The following is a 14,389-nucleotide window of genomic DNA, read 5'->3' as shown; positions in this document are numbered from 1 at the left end:
CGACCCTGGAGCACCGTGCCCCGCACTCCCCGCCCCTGGCTGATGCTCGCGATCGGAGTGGCCGCGCAGGCCGCGACGACCGTGTTCGTGTCCGTCCCGCCGTTCCTGATCCCCCTCCTGCACACGCAGTACGGCTACTCCCTCGCCGAGGCGGGCCTGCTCGCCGCCGCGCCGAACGTCGGGCTCGTGCTCACCCTCGTCGCGTGGGGAGCCCTCGCCGACCGGTACGGCGAGCGGATCGTGCTCGCGACCGGAGTGGCGGCAACGGCGCTCGCGGGGGTCGGCGCGATGCTCACCGGCGATCTCGTGCTCCTCGGCGTCTTCCTCCTGCTGGGCGGCATGGCGTCCGGCAGCGTCAACGCCGCGAGTGGCCGCGTCGTGATCGGCTGGTTCCCGCGCAACCGCCGCGGGCTCGCCATGGGCATCCGGCAGATGAGCCAGCCGCTCGGAGTCGCGGTCGCGTCGCTCACGGTGCCGCCGCTCGCGAGCGCCGCCGGGGTGCCCGCCGCGCTCGCCCTGCCCGTCGTGCTGCTCGTCGTGCTCGCCGTCGCGTGCACGATCGGCATCGTCGATCCGCCCCGTCCGCCGCGGACCGAGGCCTCGGCTCAGGTGCGGAACCCCTACCGCTCCGGCGCCGCGCTCTGGCGCATCCACGGCGTCTCGGCGCTGCTGGTCGTGCCGCAGTTCACCCTCTCGACCTTCGGACTGGTCTGGCTGATCGCCGACCAGGCCTGGGAGCCGTGGGCGGCCGGCGTGCTGGTCGCCGTCGCGCAGTTCGCCGGCGCGTTCGGGCGCATCGGAGTCGGGGTGCTGAGCGACCGCGTCGGGTCGCGGCTGCGTCCGCTGCGCTGGGTCGCGGTGGCCGGAGTGGCGGCGCTGCTGCTGCTCGCCGCCACGAGCGCGATCGACGGGGCGGTGGCCGTCGCCGCGGTCCTGTTCGTCGCGGCGACGACGATCTCGGTGGCCGACAACGGACTCGCCTTCACCTCGGTCGCCGAGATCGCCGGGCCGTTCTGGTCGGGCCGCGCACTCGGAGCGCAGAACACCGGCCAGTTCGCCGCGGCGGCGATCGCGGCGCCGGCGGTGGGAGCGCTGATCGGCCTGGTCGGCTATCCGTTCGCCTTCGCGATCGTGGCGCTGACGCCCGCGCTGGCGCTGCCGCTCGTGCCGTCGCCGCAGGTGGAGGAGCAGGACCGGAGCTGAGAGGCCCGGACACCGCCCCTTCTGCAACCCCGTGACCGTCCGCGGCGCCGTGTCTAGCCTGTAGCCATGGCCGAACGACTGCGCTCGAGTGTCAGCCCCTATCTCCGCTCGCACGCGGACAACCCCGTCGACTGGTTCCCCTGGGGCGAGGAGGCGTTCGCCGAGGCCGAGCGGCGCGACGTGCCCGTGCTCGTCTCGATCGGCTACGCGACCTGCCACTGGTGCCACGTCATGGCGCGCGAGTCGTTCTCGGATCCGGTCCTCGCCGAGCGGCTGAACGGCGGCTTCGTCGCGGTGAAGGTCGACCGCGAGGAGCACCCCGACGTCGACACCGCCTACCTCACCGCCGCCAGCGCCTTCACGCGCAACCTCGGCTGGCCGCTCACGGTCTTCACCACCCCCGGCGGCGAGCCCTTCTACGCCGGCACCTACTTCCCGCCGCGGGCCGTGGGCGGCGTGCCCGCCTTCTCGGACGTCCTCGACGCGGTCGGCGAGGCGTGGCGGCTGCGGCGCGACGAGGTGCACGCCACCGCCGGCTCGCTCGCGAACGCCCTCCGCGAGGCGACCGCCGCCCTCCCCGCGTCGACGGCGCTTCCCGGTGCGGCCGACCTCGACGCGGCCGTCGAGCGCCTCGCCGCCGAGGAGGACCGCGTGCACGGCGGCTTCGGCACGGCGCCGAAGTTCCCGGTGGCGCCCGTGCTCGGCTTCCTCGCCTCCCGGGCGGGCGGCGCCGAGCTCGCCGAGCGCACCCTCCTGACCCTCGCCGCCTCGCCCCTGCGCGACCGCGACGGCGGCTTCTTCCGCTACGCGACCCAGGAGGACTGGAGCGAGCCGCACTACGAGCGGATGCTCTACGACAACGCCCAGCTGCTCGACGTCGCCGCCCTGCTCCTGGGCCGCACCGGCACCTCCGACCGCGCCGCCGTCACCGGGATCGCGGAGGGGATCGCGTCGTTCCTGATCAGCACTCTGCAGCGGCCGGGCGACGGCTTCGCCAGCGCCCAGGACTCCGAGAGCATCGTCGACGGCCGGCGCTCCGAGGGCGGCTACTACCTCGCCGCGGACCGCTCCGGCCTGGAGCCGCCCGCCCTCGACGAGAAGGTCGTCACGGGCTGGAACGGTCTCGCGATCCAGGCGCTCGCACGCGCCGGGCGTCTCCTCGGGCGATCGGAGTGGCTCGACGCCGCCCGACGCGCCGCCGACTTCCTGCTCTGCCGCCACGTCGTCGACGGCGTGCTCGTCGTGCGCGCCTCGCTCGACGAGCGCGTCTCGGCGGCCCGGCCCGCGCTCGAGGACCTCGGGATGCTCGCCGGCGGGCTCGTGCAGCTGGCGCTCGCCGACGGAGCACCGCGCTACGCCCTCGCCGCCCGCTCGCTGATCGACGGCGCGCTCGACGCCGCCGAGGCGTGGCCGCCGTTCGCCCTGCCCGGCGGCGGCGACCCGGCGCTCGTCGCGCGCGGGCTGCTGCTGGCGGCCGATCCGTCCGAGGGTGCGTACCCCTCCGGCCTGTCGGCGACAGCCGGGGCAGCGCACGAGCTCTTCCTGCTCACGGGGGAGCGGCGCTACCGCGACGCGGCCGACGCGGTCGTCGCCGCGGTGGCTCCCGGAGCCCTGCAGCAGCCGATGGGCTTCGGTGCGGTGCTCGCGCTCGCGTCGTCGCTGGCCGAGCCCGTGACGCAGCTGGTCGTGGTCGCTCCGGAGGCGGCACCGCTGGCCGATCTCGCGCGGGGCGCCCTGGCGACAGAGGTGGGCGTGCTCGCCCTGGTCACCGACCGCGCCGCCGCCGAGTGGTCGGACGCGGGCTTCGAGCTCTTCGAGGGCCGGACCTCCCGCGAGGGTCTGCCGACCGCCTACTCCTGCGAGGCGTTCGTCTGCGCACTGCCGACGACAGACCTGCCGGAGCTCGTCAGGCGGCCGTGACCACCAGGGGCGCGTCCGGGTCGGCCGCCCACTCGTTCAGCGACCCGTCGTAGATGGCCACCTCGCTGACGCCGAGCAGCGTGAGGGCGAGCGCGTCCGCCGCCGCCGCGACGCCTCCTCCGCAGTACAGCACCACCCGCTCGGCGTCGAGCACGTCGCCGAAGAGCGTGCGCAACCGGTCGTGCGGCAGGAGGGTGTTCGTCTCGCGATCCACCAGACGGGCGGCCGGCACGCTCCGGGAGCCGGGGATGTGGCCGCGGCGCGGGCGCTGGCCGGCCTCGCCCGTGAACTCCTTGGGCGGCACCGCGCAGACGAGAGCGCCCGGAGCCTCTCCGCGGACCACCCGCTCGACCTCGGCCTTGTCGACCCAGAGCGGGCGCTCCTCGCGCACGGTGAGTCCGTCGCGCGGTGTCGGAGCGACGTGCCCTGTCTCGAGCGGGCGCGCCTCCTGCCGCCATGCCGTCAGGCCGCCGTCGAGCACCGCGACGGAGTCGAGACCGGCGGTGCGCAGCAGCCACCAGAGCCGCGAGGCCCACTGGCCGACCGCGGAGTCGTAGACGACGACCACCGAGTCGTCGTCGATCCCCAGCGCGCCGACCGCCGCGGCGAACCGCTCGGGGTCGAGCCTCGTGAACGGATGCGGCGCCTCGGCGTCCGAGAGGTGCTCGAGCAGATCCGCGAAGACCGCTCCGGGCACGTGCCCCTCGACGAGGTACTGGTCCTCGCCGGTGAGGTAGCGGTAGCGGCCGTCGAACGCGGGCACGAAGAGCACGCTCGCGTCGATGACGACGAGTCCGTCGCGGCCGAGCTGGTCGGCCAGCCACTGCGTCGAGACGATCGGCCGGGCGAGGTAGGGGGAGCTGCTCACCCGGCCCACGGTAGGCGCCGGCCGTCGCGGCCGCACTCCCGCGCGTAACCCGGGTTCACCTCAGCACTCGATGACGTTGACCGCGAGGCCGCCCTCGCTCGTCTCCTTGTACTTCGAGGACATGTCGATGCCCGTCTGCCGCATCGTCTCGATCACCGTGTCGAGCGAGACCCGGTGCGTCCCGTCCCCGTGCAGGGCGAGCCGCGCGGCGCTGACCGCGGTCGACGCCGCGATGGCGTTCCGCTCGATGCAGGGGATCTGCACCAGTCCGCCGACCGGGTCGCAGGTGAGCCCGAGGTGGTGCTCCATCGCGATCTCGGCGGCGTTCTCGACCTGACGGGGGCTGCCGCCCAGCACGGCGCAGAGGGCGCCGGCCGCCATCGCGCAGGCCGAGCCGACCTCGCCCTGGCAGCCCGCCTCCGCTCCCGAGATCGAGGCGTTGGTCTTGCAGAGCGAGCCGATCGCGGTGGCGGTGAGGAGGAACTCCCGCAGCCCCGCGCGACCGGCCCCGGGCACGAAGCGCAGGTAGTAGTGGCCGACGGCGGGGATGATGCCCGCCGCTCCGTTGGTCGGTGCCGTGACCACGCGCCCGCCCGCCGCGTTCTCCTCGTTGACGGCCAGCGCGAAGGCGTGCAGCCACTCCACGGATGTCGCCCGGGCGCGGTCGAGCGGGTCCTCCTCCAGCGCCTCGAGGCGCTCGCGCATCAGCGACGCGCGGCGCTGCACGGCGAGGCCGCCGGGGAGGACGCCCTCGGTGGCGAGGCCGTGCTCGACGCAGGCGGCCATGGCGTCCCAGATCGCGTCGAGCCGGGCGTCGACGTCGAGGTCCGGATGCAGCGCCGCCTCGTTCGCCGCGGCGATCCCGGCGATGCGCGACCCTGTCCGCTCGCAGATCGCCAGCAGGTCCGAGCCCGAGACGAAGGGGTGCGGATGCGCCGCCAGCGCCGCCAGGTCGGCCCGCTCTCCCGCGCGCCGGATGAAGCCGCCGCCGATCGAGTAGTACGTCTCCTCCCACTCCGGCAGCGCCTCCTCGCCGAGCCAGACGCTGAACGTGAGCGCGTTGGGGTGCTCGGGCAGGCGGGTCCGCGGCTCGAACGCGATGTCGTCGCTCGACATCGGCAGCGGCTGCTCGCCCGCCAGGAGGATCGACCCGTCGACGTCGAGGCGGCGCCAGGCCCCGCGCACCTCCTCGGGATCGCAGGTCTCGGGGTCGAGCCCCGCCAGGCCCGCGACCACCGCGTCGGGGGTGCCGTGGCCGATCCCGGTGGAGCCGAGGGACCCGTACAGGGTGCAGCCGATCCGGCTCACCCGGGGGAGGAGTCCCGCCGACCGCAGGCGCTCGGCGAGGGCAAGGGCGGCGCGCATCGGGCCGACGGTGTGCGAGCTCGACGGACCGATCCCCACGCTGAACAGGTCGAGGACGGAGACGTAGGCGCTCATGACGGGAGACTACGCCCGGTGCGTGCGGAAGGGGCGGGCGCCGATCGGCACCCGCCCCTCGAGTGGTCCTGCGCCTCAGAAGGAGCAGTGCACGTGATCGGCGTGACCGGCGTCACCGGGGCCGAGCGAGCTGCCGGCTCCCATCGCGTCGCAGGCGGCCTGCACCGGCAGGTGGTCGGCGCCGCCCGAGACGGTGACCCCGTCGATCATGTCGATGTCGAACGCGCGCCCGGTGTAGTGCAGCGAGCCCGCGCTGTGCTCCTCGCCCGCGATCGAGGTGACGCGGACCGAGAAGCCGTGCTCGGTGCTCAGTCGCAGGAGGGCGTCGAGCATCACCGGGTCCAGCTGCACGGGACCGGACCCGGCGTGACCCTCGGGACTCGTCATCGCCGGCCGGCCGGCCGCCGTGTCGGTGACGTTCTGCAGGGCTGTGGAGGCGGGATCCGGGGTGAGCGCCACGAACTCGATGCCCGGGTCGTCGAGGATCGCCTGCGCGGTCGCCGCCGCGTCGCCGCTCGGCGGGGGAGTGGTGCCGCCTCCGGTCCCGGCGATCAGCGCCTTCCAGGTGGCAGGTCCGACGATGCCGTCGGCGGTCAGCCCGGCACCGCTCTGGAAGCTCTTCACCGCGGCATCGGTGCCGGAGCCGAACGCCCCGTCGACCGCGATCGAGGCGCCGTTCGCGTTGAGCTGGGTCTGCGCCGCGCTCACGGCGTCACCGGAGTCGCCGCTCCGGACGGTCGTGGCCAGTGCGCCCCACGTCTCCGCGCCGATGACGCCGTCGGCCGCCAGGCCCTTCGCCGACTGGAACGCGGTGGTGGCGCTCGCCGTGCCCGCGCCGAACTCCCCGTCGACGGCGAGCGACTGACCGGAGCCGCGCAGCAGGTACTGCGCGGTGGTCACGTCCTCGCCGCTGGAGCCGGAGGAGAGGACCGGCCAGTCGGCCGCCTGCGCGCTCGTGGCGCCGCCGACGACGACGCCGACGGCGAGGAGCAGGGCGGTGAGGACGGCCAGGGCGCGGGCGCCCAGGCTCCGCGGCCGCTCCTCGACGATCGGGGTGGTGGTGGTCTCTGTCGTGATGCTCATGATCCTCATCCCTCGCTCTCGACGGCCTCGCGGGCCAGGGTCTCCCACTTCGCGTACGCGTCCGGGTAGGCCGAGACCTGCACCGTCTGCGCCGCCTCGGTCACGCTCATCGACTCCCAGCCCGGCACGTCCGTGAGGCCCGTGCTTCCGGTCGGGCTGTTCGCTGCTCCGTAGAAGGCCCGCGACGCGAACACCGGGTCGACGAGGTCGGCCGCGTCGCCCCAGCCGGTCGACGGCCGCTGCTGGAAGAGGCCGACCGAGTCGCGGTCGCCGCCCTCGAGGTTCCGCAGCCGCGACTCCTGCATGGCCGTCGCGATCGCGATGACCCAGCCGTACTCGGGCACACCGGCAGTCTTCCCCTCGGCGATGATCGTGCGCACGTTCGCGAGCTGCTCCTCGCTGAGGGACGCGAACGTCTCGCCGGGCTGACCCGGATCGGGGGTCGTGCCCGAGCCCGAGCCGACGAGCGACTGCCAGGTCTGCGGACCGGCGACGCCGTCGACCGAGAGCCCGGCCTCCGACTGGAAGGCCTCCACCGCCGAGGCGGTCGCCGGCCCGAACGAGCCGTCGACGGTGAGCCCGGCACCGGTCTTGTTCAGCTGCACCTGCAGCGCGGTGACGGCCTCGCCGCTGTCCCCGGAGGAGAGCGTCGTGATCAGCGCGGACCAGGTCTGCTCGCCCACGATCCCGTCAGAGGAGAGGCCGCGCTCGCTCTGGAACGCCCGCACCGCCTCGGCGGTCGCGGGGCCGAAGACGCCGTCGGCGTCGACCGGATGCCCGGCCGCGGTGAGCAGGTGCTGCACCGTCCGCGCGTTGGCGCTGTTCTCGCCCTCGGCCACGACGCTCCACGCGGCGGCCGCGACCTGCGCCGTACTGGTCGCCGCCGCCGGGGCGGCGACGGCGGGGGTGGCGGCGATCGGGCCGAGCGCGAGCGCGCCGCAGGCGACGCCGGCGATCAGGAGGCGCCTGCCGCGGTGCGGGGGCCTCGGCCGCGACGCTGCGCTCGCCGCCGATCCGGTGGTGCTGGGTGTGAAGGTCGTGTTCCTCATCGTCCGTCCAGTTCCTCGATGCCGCGAGCGGCTCGATCGTTGTCCGATCCCGGAGAGTCCGTTCTCCCGTGCACCTCCTGCCTACTCGCCTCGTCGCTGCCCTACGGAGGATCGGAGGGGCCGTCCAGAGACCGTCCACGCGATGCGGAGGCGAATCCGTCGCGCGGGGGAGGCGGCGCGCCGACGCGGAGGAGGACCCTCCTCCTGCCCGCGGACAGCGCGACACGCCCGGGTTGCACAGGTCTCGCCCGCGCTGCTACGGTCGCCGAGCGCGCCACCGGAGCGCGCACCCCCGACGCCTGGAAGGAGCAGTCGCATGACCACGAGACTGCTCGTCGCCGACCGCACGGTCGCGTCCCGCGAAGTCCGCACGGTCGCGTCCCGCGAACATGCGCTGCCCCTCTCGGGCGAGCGCACGCCCGCGAACCTCCAGCCCGGCGTCCTCCGGCTCTCCTAGGCAGCTGCCCAGGCCCCGGACGACACCGGTTCGGGGCCCCACCGCTTCCGCACTCCTCTGCAGGGGAGGCGGCGCGTGCACGGCTCGCGGCATCCCGCCGTCCCGAACGCGTCTCCCCCTATCCCGGCGACCGCCGGGCCTTCACGAGAGGAAGGACCATGCAGAAGACCAGCACCATGCAGAAGATCGGCGATCGCCTCGTCTCCTGGGCGAGCATCCTCGACGACAACGCGCGGGAGCAGGCGCTCACCGCCTCGCGGATGCCGTTCGTGTTCCCGCACTTGGCGCTCATGCCCGACGCGCACCTCGGGCGCGGCGCGACCGTGGGGTCGGTCATCCCGACCCTCGGCGCGATCATCCCCGCGGCCGTCGGAGTCGACATCGGCTGCGGCATGATCGCCGTGCGCACGGGGTTCACGCGCGACGACCTGACCGGCCGCGACCTCGCGGCACTCCGCGAGCAGATCGAGCGCGCCGTGCCGCTCTCGGCGGGCGCCGCGAACCGCAAGGTCGTGGCGACCGCCGAGCCGCGCGTCGCGGAGCTCGCCGCGCTCGCCGAGGCGGCGGGCTTCGACCCGGCGCGCTACTCGAAGCACTGGAGGCTGCAGCTGGGCACGCTCGGCAGCGGCAACCACTTCATCGAGGTCAGCAGCGACGAGACCGGAGCCGTCTGGCTGTTCCTGCACTCCGGCTCCCGCGGTGTGGGCAACCGGATCGCCGGCGAGCACATCCGGATCGCCCGCGACTACTGCGCGCGCCACTGGATCACGCTGCCCGACCCCGACCTCGCCTACCTCGTGGAGGGCACGGCGGAGTTCGACCGGTACATCGCCGAGCTCCGCTGGGCGCAGACGTACGCGCTGCTGAACCGCGAGGAGATGATGGACCGGGTCGTCCGGCAGTTCTCCGAGTGGATCGGCGCGCCGGTCGAGGAGGTGGAGCGGATCAACTGCCACCACAACTTCACCGAGCAGGAGCGCCACTTCGGCCGCGACGTCTGGGTGAGCCGGAAGGGCGCGATCCAGGCCGACGCCGGGCGTCCGGGGCTCATCCCCGGCTCGATGGGCACTGCGTCGTACGTGGTGGTCGGTCGCGGGAACGCGATGTCGCTCGACTCGTCCCCGCACGGAGCCGGTCGCGAGTACTCGCGGGCGGCGGCGCGCCGGACCTTCACGCACGACCAGCTGCGCGAGGCCATGACGGGGATCGAGTACCGCGACACGGACGCGTTCCTCGACGAGATCCCGGCGGCGTACAAGCCGATCGACCGGGTGATGGCCGACGCCGCCGACCTCGTCGAGGTGCGGCACACGCTGCGCCAGCTGGTGAACGTCAAGGGCGACTGAGACGCAGAGGGCGACTGGGACGCAGAGCGCGACTGACGCTCGACGGGCCGGCCGGGGACTCCCCAGCCGGCCCGTCGAGTGTCAGCGGATCGTCTTGCGCGCGGTGATCTGCCCGGTGTCGAAGCCCAGCAGGTGCAGGCCGCCGTGGAAGCGGGCGTGCTCGACCTTGATGCAGCGGTCCATGACCACCGTCAGGCCCTTCGACTCGCCGTACTCGGCCGCCTCCTGGTTCCAGATGCCCAGCTGCACCCAGACGGTCGGGGCGCCGATCGCGACGACGTCGTCGATGACGGAGGGGATGTCGCTCGCCTTGCGGAAGACGTCGACGATGTCGGGCACGACGGGCAGGTCGGCGAGGCTCTTGTAGACCGGCTGCCCGAGGATCTCGGTGGCGTTGGGGTTCACGAAGAACAGCTCGTAGTCGCTCGACTGCTGCAGGTAGGTCGAGACGAAGTACGACGAGCGCGCCGGATTCGGCGAGGCGCCCACGATCGCGACGGTCTTCGCGCGGCGGAGGATGTCGAGGCGCTGCTTCGCGTCCGGGCCGACCCAGGTGCGCTGCGAGCGCAGCATCTTCGCCAGCGGCGAGTTGGTCGGGACGGAGCAGCTGAGCCCGTTGGACAGCTGGACGACGGTGCCGGTGTCGCTCATCGGTCAGACCTCCACGGTGGGGGAGAGGAGGGTCGCGGAGGCGTCCTCCGGGAGCTCGCTCGGCGCGTCCGGCGTGCCGTGCTTCTCGACGGCCGCCGTGAGCGCCTGGTCGAGGTCGTAGATGATGTCGTCGGCGTCCTCGATGCCCACCGAGAGGCGGACGAGGCCGGGCAGCACGCCCGCGTCGAGCAGCTGCTGCTCGGTGAGCTGGGCGTGCGTCGTCGAGGCGGGGTGGATGACCAGCGTCTTCGCGTCGCCGATGTTGGCGAGGTGGCTGGCGAGGTCGACCGATTCGATGAAGGTCTGGCCGACCGCGCGGCCGCCCTTCACGACGAAGCTGAACACCGAGCCCGGCCCCTTCGGCAGGTACTTCTGCGCGCGCTCGTGGTGCGGGTGCGCGGGCAGGCCCGCCCAGTAGACGGCCTCGATCCGCGGATCGGCGTCGAGCCACTCCGCCACGCGGCGGGCGTTGTCGACGTGCGCCTGGATCCGGTACGGCAGCGTCTCGACGCCCTGGGCAAGCAGGAACGCGGAGTGGGGAGCGAGGACCGGGCCGATGTCGCGCAGCTGCTCGGCGCGCAGGCGGGTGAGGAACCCGTACTCGCCGAAGTTGCCGTCCCACGAGAGGTCGCCGTACGAGGCGACGGAGTCGTGCAGCAGCGGGAACTTCTCGTGCGAGTAGTGGAAGCGGCCCGACTCGACGACGACGCCGCCGAGCGTGGTGCCGTGGCCGCCGAGGAACTTGGTGGCCGAGTGGATGACGATGTCGGCGCCCCACTCGATCGGGCGCACGAGATAAGGAGTCGCCACGGTCGAGTCGATGACGAGCGGGATGCCCGCGGCGTGCGCGACGGCCGCGAGGCCCTCGATGTCGGCGATCTCGCCGGAGGGGTTCGCGATGGTCTCGGCGTAGAGGACCTTGGTCTTCTCGGTGATCGCCGCCGCGTAGTCGGCCGGATCGCTCGACTGCACGAAGGTCGTCTCGACCCCGAAGCGGCGCAGCGTCACGTCGAGCTGCGTGATCGATCCGCCGTAGAGGTTGGCGGAGGAGACGACGTGATCACCCGAGCCGACGAGGGCCGCGAAGACGATGAACTGCGCCGAGAGGCCGGACGCGGTGGCGACGGCGCCCAGGCCGCCCTCGAGGCTCGCGACGCGCTCCTCGAACGAGGCGACGGTGGGGTTGGAGAGGCGCGAGTAGACGTTGCCGTACTTCTGCAGCGCGAAGCGCGCCGCGGCGTCGGCGGTGTCGTCGAAGACGAACGCGCTGGTCTGGTAGATCGGCAGCGCGCGCGCACCGGTCACCGGGTCGGGGATGTTGCCCGCGTGGATTGCACGCGTCTTGAAGCCGTACTCGCGATCTGCCATGCGATCGACGTTACCGTCGCCCTCCGACAGCGCGGCGCGAGAGCTGTCGCAGTCCGTAACAGTCCCAGGATCAGACCGTCGCGTGCACCGCCGCCAGCGCCATCGCGGCGATCGCGAACCACGAGCCGAGCGCCACGACGAGCGCCCGCCAGCCGGTCGTCACGAGAGCGCGCAGCCGCACGCCGGTGCCGAGGGCGAACAGCGCCGCCGCGAGCAGCCAGGTCTGGGCGGTGTCGGCACCCGTGAGCAGCCCCTCCGGCAGCGGCACCCAGGTGCGCACGAGCACGGCCGCGAGGAAGCCCACCACGAACAGCGGCACGATCGCGGGACGCGGTCCGACCGCCTCGCCGCCGCGCCGCGTCGCCGCCGCGGCGATCGCGACCATCGGCGCGAGCATGACCACGCGCGTGAGCTTGACGACCACCGCCACCGCGAGGGCCGACGCCCCCGCGACCTGCGCCGTCGCGACGACCTGGCCGACGTCGTGCACCGACGCGCCCACCCAGTGCCCGAACTGCTCCGCCGAGAGTCCCAGCGGATGCTGCAGCGCCGGCAGCACCGCGATCGCGAGCGTCCCGCAGAGCGTCACCAGCGCGACCGGCACGGCCTGCTCCGACTCCTTCGCCCGCGTCGCCCCGGCCATCGCGCCGATGGCGGAGGCGCCGCAGATAGAGAACCCGGCGGCCAGCAGCAGGGGCTCCCGACCCGGCAGTCCGAGCGCCCGCCCGAGCGCCCAGGTGAGCGCGAACGTCGCCAGCACGATGCCCACCACCACGAGGATCGCCGCCCAGCCCAGTGCCGCGATGTCCACGAGCGAGAGCTTCAGCCCCAGCAGTACGATCCCGGTGCGCATGAGGGTCCGGGACGAGAACTTCAGACCCGGCGAGAGCGCACCGCCCAGCGCCGGACGGGCCGCCGGCACCTGAGCCACCACGATCCCGAGCGCGACGGCGGCCGTCAGCATCGGCACCGCCGGCACGAGAGCGTGCACGACGGCCGCGAGCACCGCGGCGGCCGCGCAGACCGCGACTCCGGGTCCGAGACGCCCGATCAGACCCACGACGGGAGCCACATGTGCGCCTGCCAGAAGGCGAACGAGGTCTGCTGCCCGGTCCAGACGGGGTAGAAGAAGGCGGTGAGCGCGGCGGCGAGCACGACGAAGCCGAGCACGAGGACGATCCCGCGGGTCCGCTTGCGGACGGGGTCCTGCGGCGAGCCCATCACGATCCCCGCCGTCATCGCGAGCGCGAGCATCATGTACGGCTGGAACACGACGCAGTAGAACTGGAAGACCGTGCGGTCCAGGTACAGCATCCACGGCAGGTAGCCCGCGACGATGCCCATCAGCACGAAGCCCGCGCGCCACTCCCGGTACCGCGCGAGGCGGTAGAGCAGGTAGAGCAGCGCCGCGACTCCGGCGTACCAGATCAGCGGATTCGCGACCGAGGTGATCGCCTCGGCGCAGCGCACCGCGGTGCAGCCGTCCACGCCCTCGGCGCCGTCGACGAAGTACATGCTGGTCGGCCGGCTCATCAGCAGCCAGGTCAGCGGGTTCGCCTCGTAGGGGTGCGTGGCGCGCAGGTTGATCGAGTAGTCGTACATCTGCACGTGGTAGTGCCAGAGGCTCTGCGCCCAGTCGGGCACCCACGCCAGCGCACCGGTCCAGGCGTTGCCCGGGGCCTCCGTCGCCCACTGCCGGGCCCAGCCGCCGGAAGTCCGGAGCCAGCCGGTCCAGGTGAGGAGGTAGGCGACGAGCGCGATGGGCACGACCAGGAGGAAGGACACCGGGCCCTGCTTGAGCACGGCTCCGCTGCCCCAGAAGGGGACGCCCGCGCGGCGGCGCATCAGCGCGTCGACCACGACGAGGTAGACGCCGTAGGCCGCCAGGAAGTAGATCCCGGTCCACTTCACGCCGGCCGCGAGACCGAAGACGAAGCCCGCCACCAGGAGCCACGGCCGCCACCAGAGCACGGGACCCCAGCTGGGCAGCGCCCCCGCGGCGACCTTCTCGGCGAGCCGCAGCTCCGCCCAGCGGCGGTCCAGCAGCACGGCCGTCACGCCGCACAGCGCGACGAACATGAGGATCCCGTCGAGCAGCGAGACGCGCGACATCACGATCGCGTGGCCGTCGAGGGCGAGGAAGAGGCCCGCGAGCGAGGCGATCAGCGTCGAGCGGAAGAGCAGCCGGCCGACGACGATGACGAGCGCGACCGCGAGGATCCCGACGACCGCCGTCGAGATCCGCCAGCCGACGCTGTCGTCGGCGCCGAACGCGCCCATCCCGAGTCCGATGATCCACTTGCCCAGCGGCGGGTGCACGACGAACGACGGCGCTCCCGTGAACGTGTCCACGTCGCCGGCCGCGAAGCCCGGGTCGGGATCCTCCGGCCACGCGCCCTCGAAGCCGAGGTTCCAGAGCGTCCAGGCGTCCTTCACGTAGAAGGTCTCGTCGAACACGAGGGAGCGCGGGTGCCCGAGGTTCCACAGCCGCAGCACGGCGGCGAGCACGACCACGGCGATCGGCAGACCTAGATCCCACAGCCGTCGCCGGAGCGGGGTGAGGGTCAAGCGTGTGAAGACGTCGTCGAACCAGGAGCCCCGCGGCACGTCGGGCTGCGGCTCGCGCACCCGGGGTGCCGCGGCGACGTCCTCCGCGGGCTCGACGGGAACCGACCGGGTCGCTCCGGCGGAGTCGAGGAGCAGGTCGTCGAAGTCGCGCTGCGGTCGGTCCGTCACCCGGCCATGCTAACGGGGCGTCACGGCACCACGACCGCCCGCCCGCGCACCTTCCCGTCGTGCAGACCGCGGTACGCCTCCGGTGCCTCGTCGAGCGAGAAGCGCTCGGTGTGTACGCCTGGTCCATCCTGCGCATGTCCACTCGACCAGCACGCGTCTGCCGCAGCACGACCTCGAGTCACCGCCCTCGTCGCGGCGGCGGGGACCGCGCCAGGCGTCAGCTCGCGAGGGGCGCGGCGAGCTCGACGGGCGCTGGGAAGAGACACCC

12 protein-coding genes are annotated in these 14,389 nt (G+C 73.4%); 4 read left to right on the top strand and 8 right to left on the bottom strand.

Features of this window, described 5'->3' with window-relative positions; all coding sequences use genetic code 11:
* Positions 1-42: 42 nt before the first annotated feature.
* Together ASF48_RS15900 and ASF48_RS15895 are read left to right on the top strand one after the other, a co-directional pair.
* The gene (locus tag ASF48_RS15900; protein WP_055793817.1) at positions 43-1,203 is read left to right on the top strand and encodes an MFS transporter; all 1,161 of its coding nucleotides are present in this window, start codon (positions 43-45) and stop codon (positions 1,201-1,203) included.
* 66 nt (positions 1,204-1,269) lie between these two features.
* Complete coding sequence (locus tag ASF48_RS15895) at positions 1,270-3,123, top strand: thioredoxin domain-containing protein (protein WP_055793811.1); 1,854 nt, start codon at positions 1,270-1,272, stop codon at positions 3,121-3,123.
* On the opposite strand, the gene ASF48_RS15890 is transcribed toward ASF48_RS15895, so the two are convergent.
* From ASF48_RS15890 to ASF48_RS15875, 4 genes are all read right to left on the bottom strand, one after another.
* Positions 3,110-3,991, bottom strand: a complete 882-nt coding sequence (locus tag ASF48_RS15890) for a sulfurtransferase (protein WP_200931027.1) — start codon at positions 3,989-3,991, stop codon at positions 3,110-3,112. The genes ASF48_RS15895 and ASF48_RS15890 overlap by 14 nt on opposite strands.
* Before the next feature lie 60 nt (positions 3,992-4,051).
* A complete protein-coding gene (locus tag ASF48_RS15885; protein WP_055793808.1) occupies positions 4,052-5,431 on the bottom strand; it encodes an L-serine ammonia-lyase in 1,380 nt (459 codons plus the stop codon).
* Positions 5,432-5,506: 75 nt separating this feature from the next.
* Positions 5,507-6,514 carry a peptidoglycan-binding domain-containing protein gene (locus ASF48_RS15880; RefSeq protein WP_162238041.1) on the bottom strand — a complete coding sequence of 336 codons (1,008 nt, stop codon included), beginning with the start codon at positions 6,512-6,514 and terminating at the stop codon, positions 5,507-5,509.
* A 5-nt stretch (positions 6,515-6,519) separates the two neighbouring features.
* Positions 6,520-7,563 carry a peptidoglycan-binding domain-containing protein gene (locus ASF48_RS15875; protein ID WP_055793803.1) on the bottom strand — a complete coding sequence of 348 codons (1,044 nt, stop codon included), beginning with the start codon at positions 7,561-7,563 and terminating at the stop codon, positions 6,520-6,522.
* A gap of 316 nt (positions 7,564-7,879) precedes the next feature.
* On the opposite strand from ASF48_RS15875, the gene ASF48_RS19495 reads away from it, so the two are divergent.
* Entirely contained in the window at positions 7,880-8,020 is a 141-nt protein-coding gene (locus tag ASF48_RS19495; protein WP_157603194.1) for a hypothetical protein, read from the top strand.
* A 176-nt stretch (positions 8,021-8,196) separates the two neighbouring features.
* Entirely contained in the window at positions 8,197-9,366 is a 1,170-nt protein-coding gene (locus tag ASF48_RS15870; protein WP_055793961.1) for an RtcB family protein, read from the top strand.
* 81 nt (positions 9,367-9,447) lie between these two features.
* Here ASF48_RS15870 and ASF48_RS15865 read toward each other — a convergent pair whose 3' ends face one another.
* The 4 genes from ASF48_RS15865 to ASF48_RS19970 form a co-directional block, all read right to left on the bottom strand.
* Positions 9,448-10,017 (bottom strand): CoA-binding protein, encoded by a 570-nt coding sequence (locus ASF48_RS15865; RefSeq protein ID WP_055793796.1) that lies wholly within the window; start codon positions 10,015-10,017, stop codon positions 9,448-9,450.
* Between the two features lie 3 nt (positions 10,018-10,020).
* Positions 10,021-11,385, bottom strand: a complete 1,365-nt coding sequence (locus ASF48_RS15860; protein ID WP_055793790.1) for an O-acetylhomoserine aminocarboxypropyltransferase/cysteine synthase family protein — start codon at positions 11,383-11,385, stop codon at positions 10,021-10,023.
* A 70-nt stretch (positions 11,386-11,455) separates the two neighbouring features.
* Positions 11,456-12,457: a YeiH family protein gene (locus ASF48_RS19975; protein ID WP_055793787.1), complete on the bottom strand. Its 1,002-nt coding sequence runs from the start codon at positions 12,455-12,457 to the stop codon at positions 11,456-11,458.
* Positions 12,436-14,121, bottom strand: a complete 1,686-nt coding sequence (locus tag ASF48_RS19970) for a dolichyl-phosphate-mannose--protein mannosyltransferase (protein ID WP_235577271.1) — start codon at positions 14,119-14,121, stop codon at positions 12,436-12,438. The genes ASF48_RS19975 and ASF48_RS19970 overlap by 22 nt, the downstream gene beginning before the upstream one ends.
* Positions 14,122-14,389: the final 268 nt, after the last annotated feature.

The organism is Rathayibacter sp. Leaf299 (genome assembly GCF_001423055.1).
Taxonomy (GTDB): Bacteria; Actinomycetota; Actinomycetes; order Actinomycetales; family Microbacteriaceae; genus Rathayibacter; species Rathayibacter caricis.
This window is presented reverse-complemented; position numbering and strand designations above follow the sequence as displayed.

Bases quoted from the DNA above. Each gene is read 5' to 3' on its own strand.
- ASF48_RS15900 (WP_055793817.1), top strand. From the start codon at position 43: ATGCTCGCGATCGGAGTGGCCGCGCAGGCCGCGACGACCGTGTTCGTG.
- ASF48_RS15895 (WP_055793811.1), top strand. From the start codon at position 1,270: ATGGCCGAACGACTGCGCTCGAGTGTCAGCCCCTATCTCCGCTCGCAC.
- ASF48_RS15885 (WP_055793808.1), bottom strand. From the start codon at position 5,431: ATGAGCGCCTACGTCTCCGTCCTCGACCTGTTCAGCGTGGGGATCGGT.
- ASF48_RS15880 (WP_162238041.1), bottom strand. From the start codon at position 6,514: ATGAGCATCACGACAGAGACCACCACCACCCCGATCGTCGAGGAGCGG.
- ASF48_RS15875 (WP_055793803.1), bottom strand. From the start codon at position 7,563: ATGAGGAACACGACCTTCACACCCAGCACCACCGGATCGGCGGCGAGC.
- ASF48_RS19495 (WP_157603194.1), top strand. From the start codon at position 7,880: ATGACCACGAGACTGCTCGTCGCCGACCGCACGGTCGCGTCCCGCGAA.
- ASF48_RS15870 (WP_055793961.1), top strand. From the start codon at position 8,197: ATGCAGAAGATCGGCGATCGCCTCGTCTCCTGGGCGAGCATCCTCGAC.
- ASF48_RS15865 (WP_055793796.1), bottom strand. From the start codon at position 10,017: ATGAGCGACACCGGCACCGTCGTCCAGCTGTCCAACGGGCTCAGCTGC.
- ASF48_RS15860 (WP_055793790.1), bottom strand. From the start codon at position 11,385: ATGGCAGATCGCGAGTACGGCTTCAAGACGCGTGCAATCCACGCGGGC.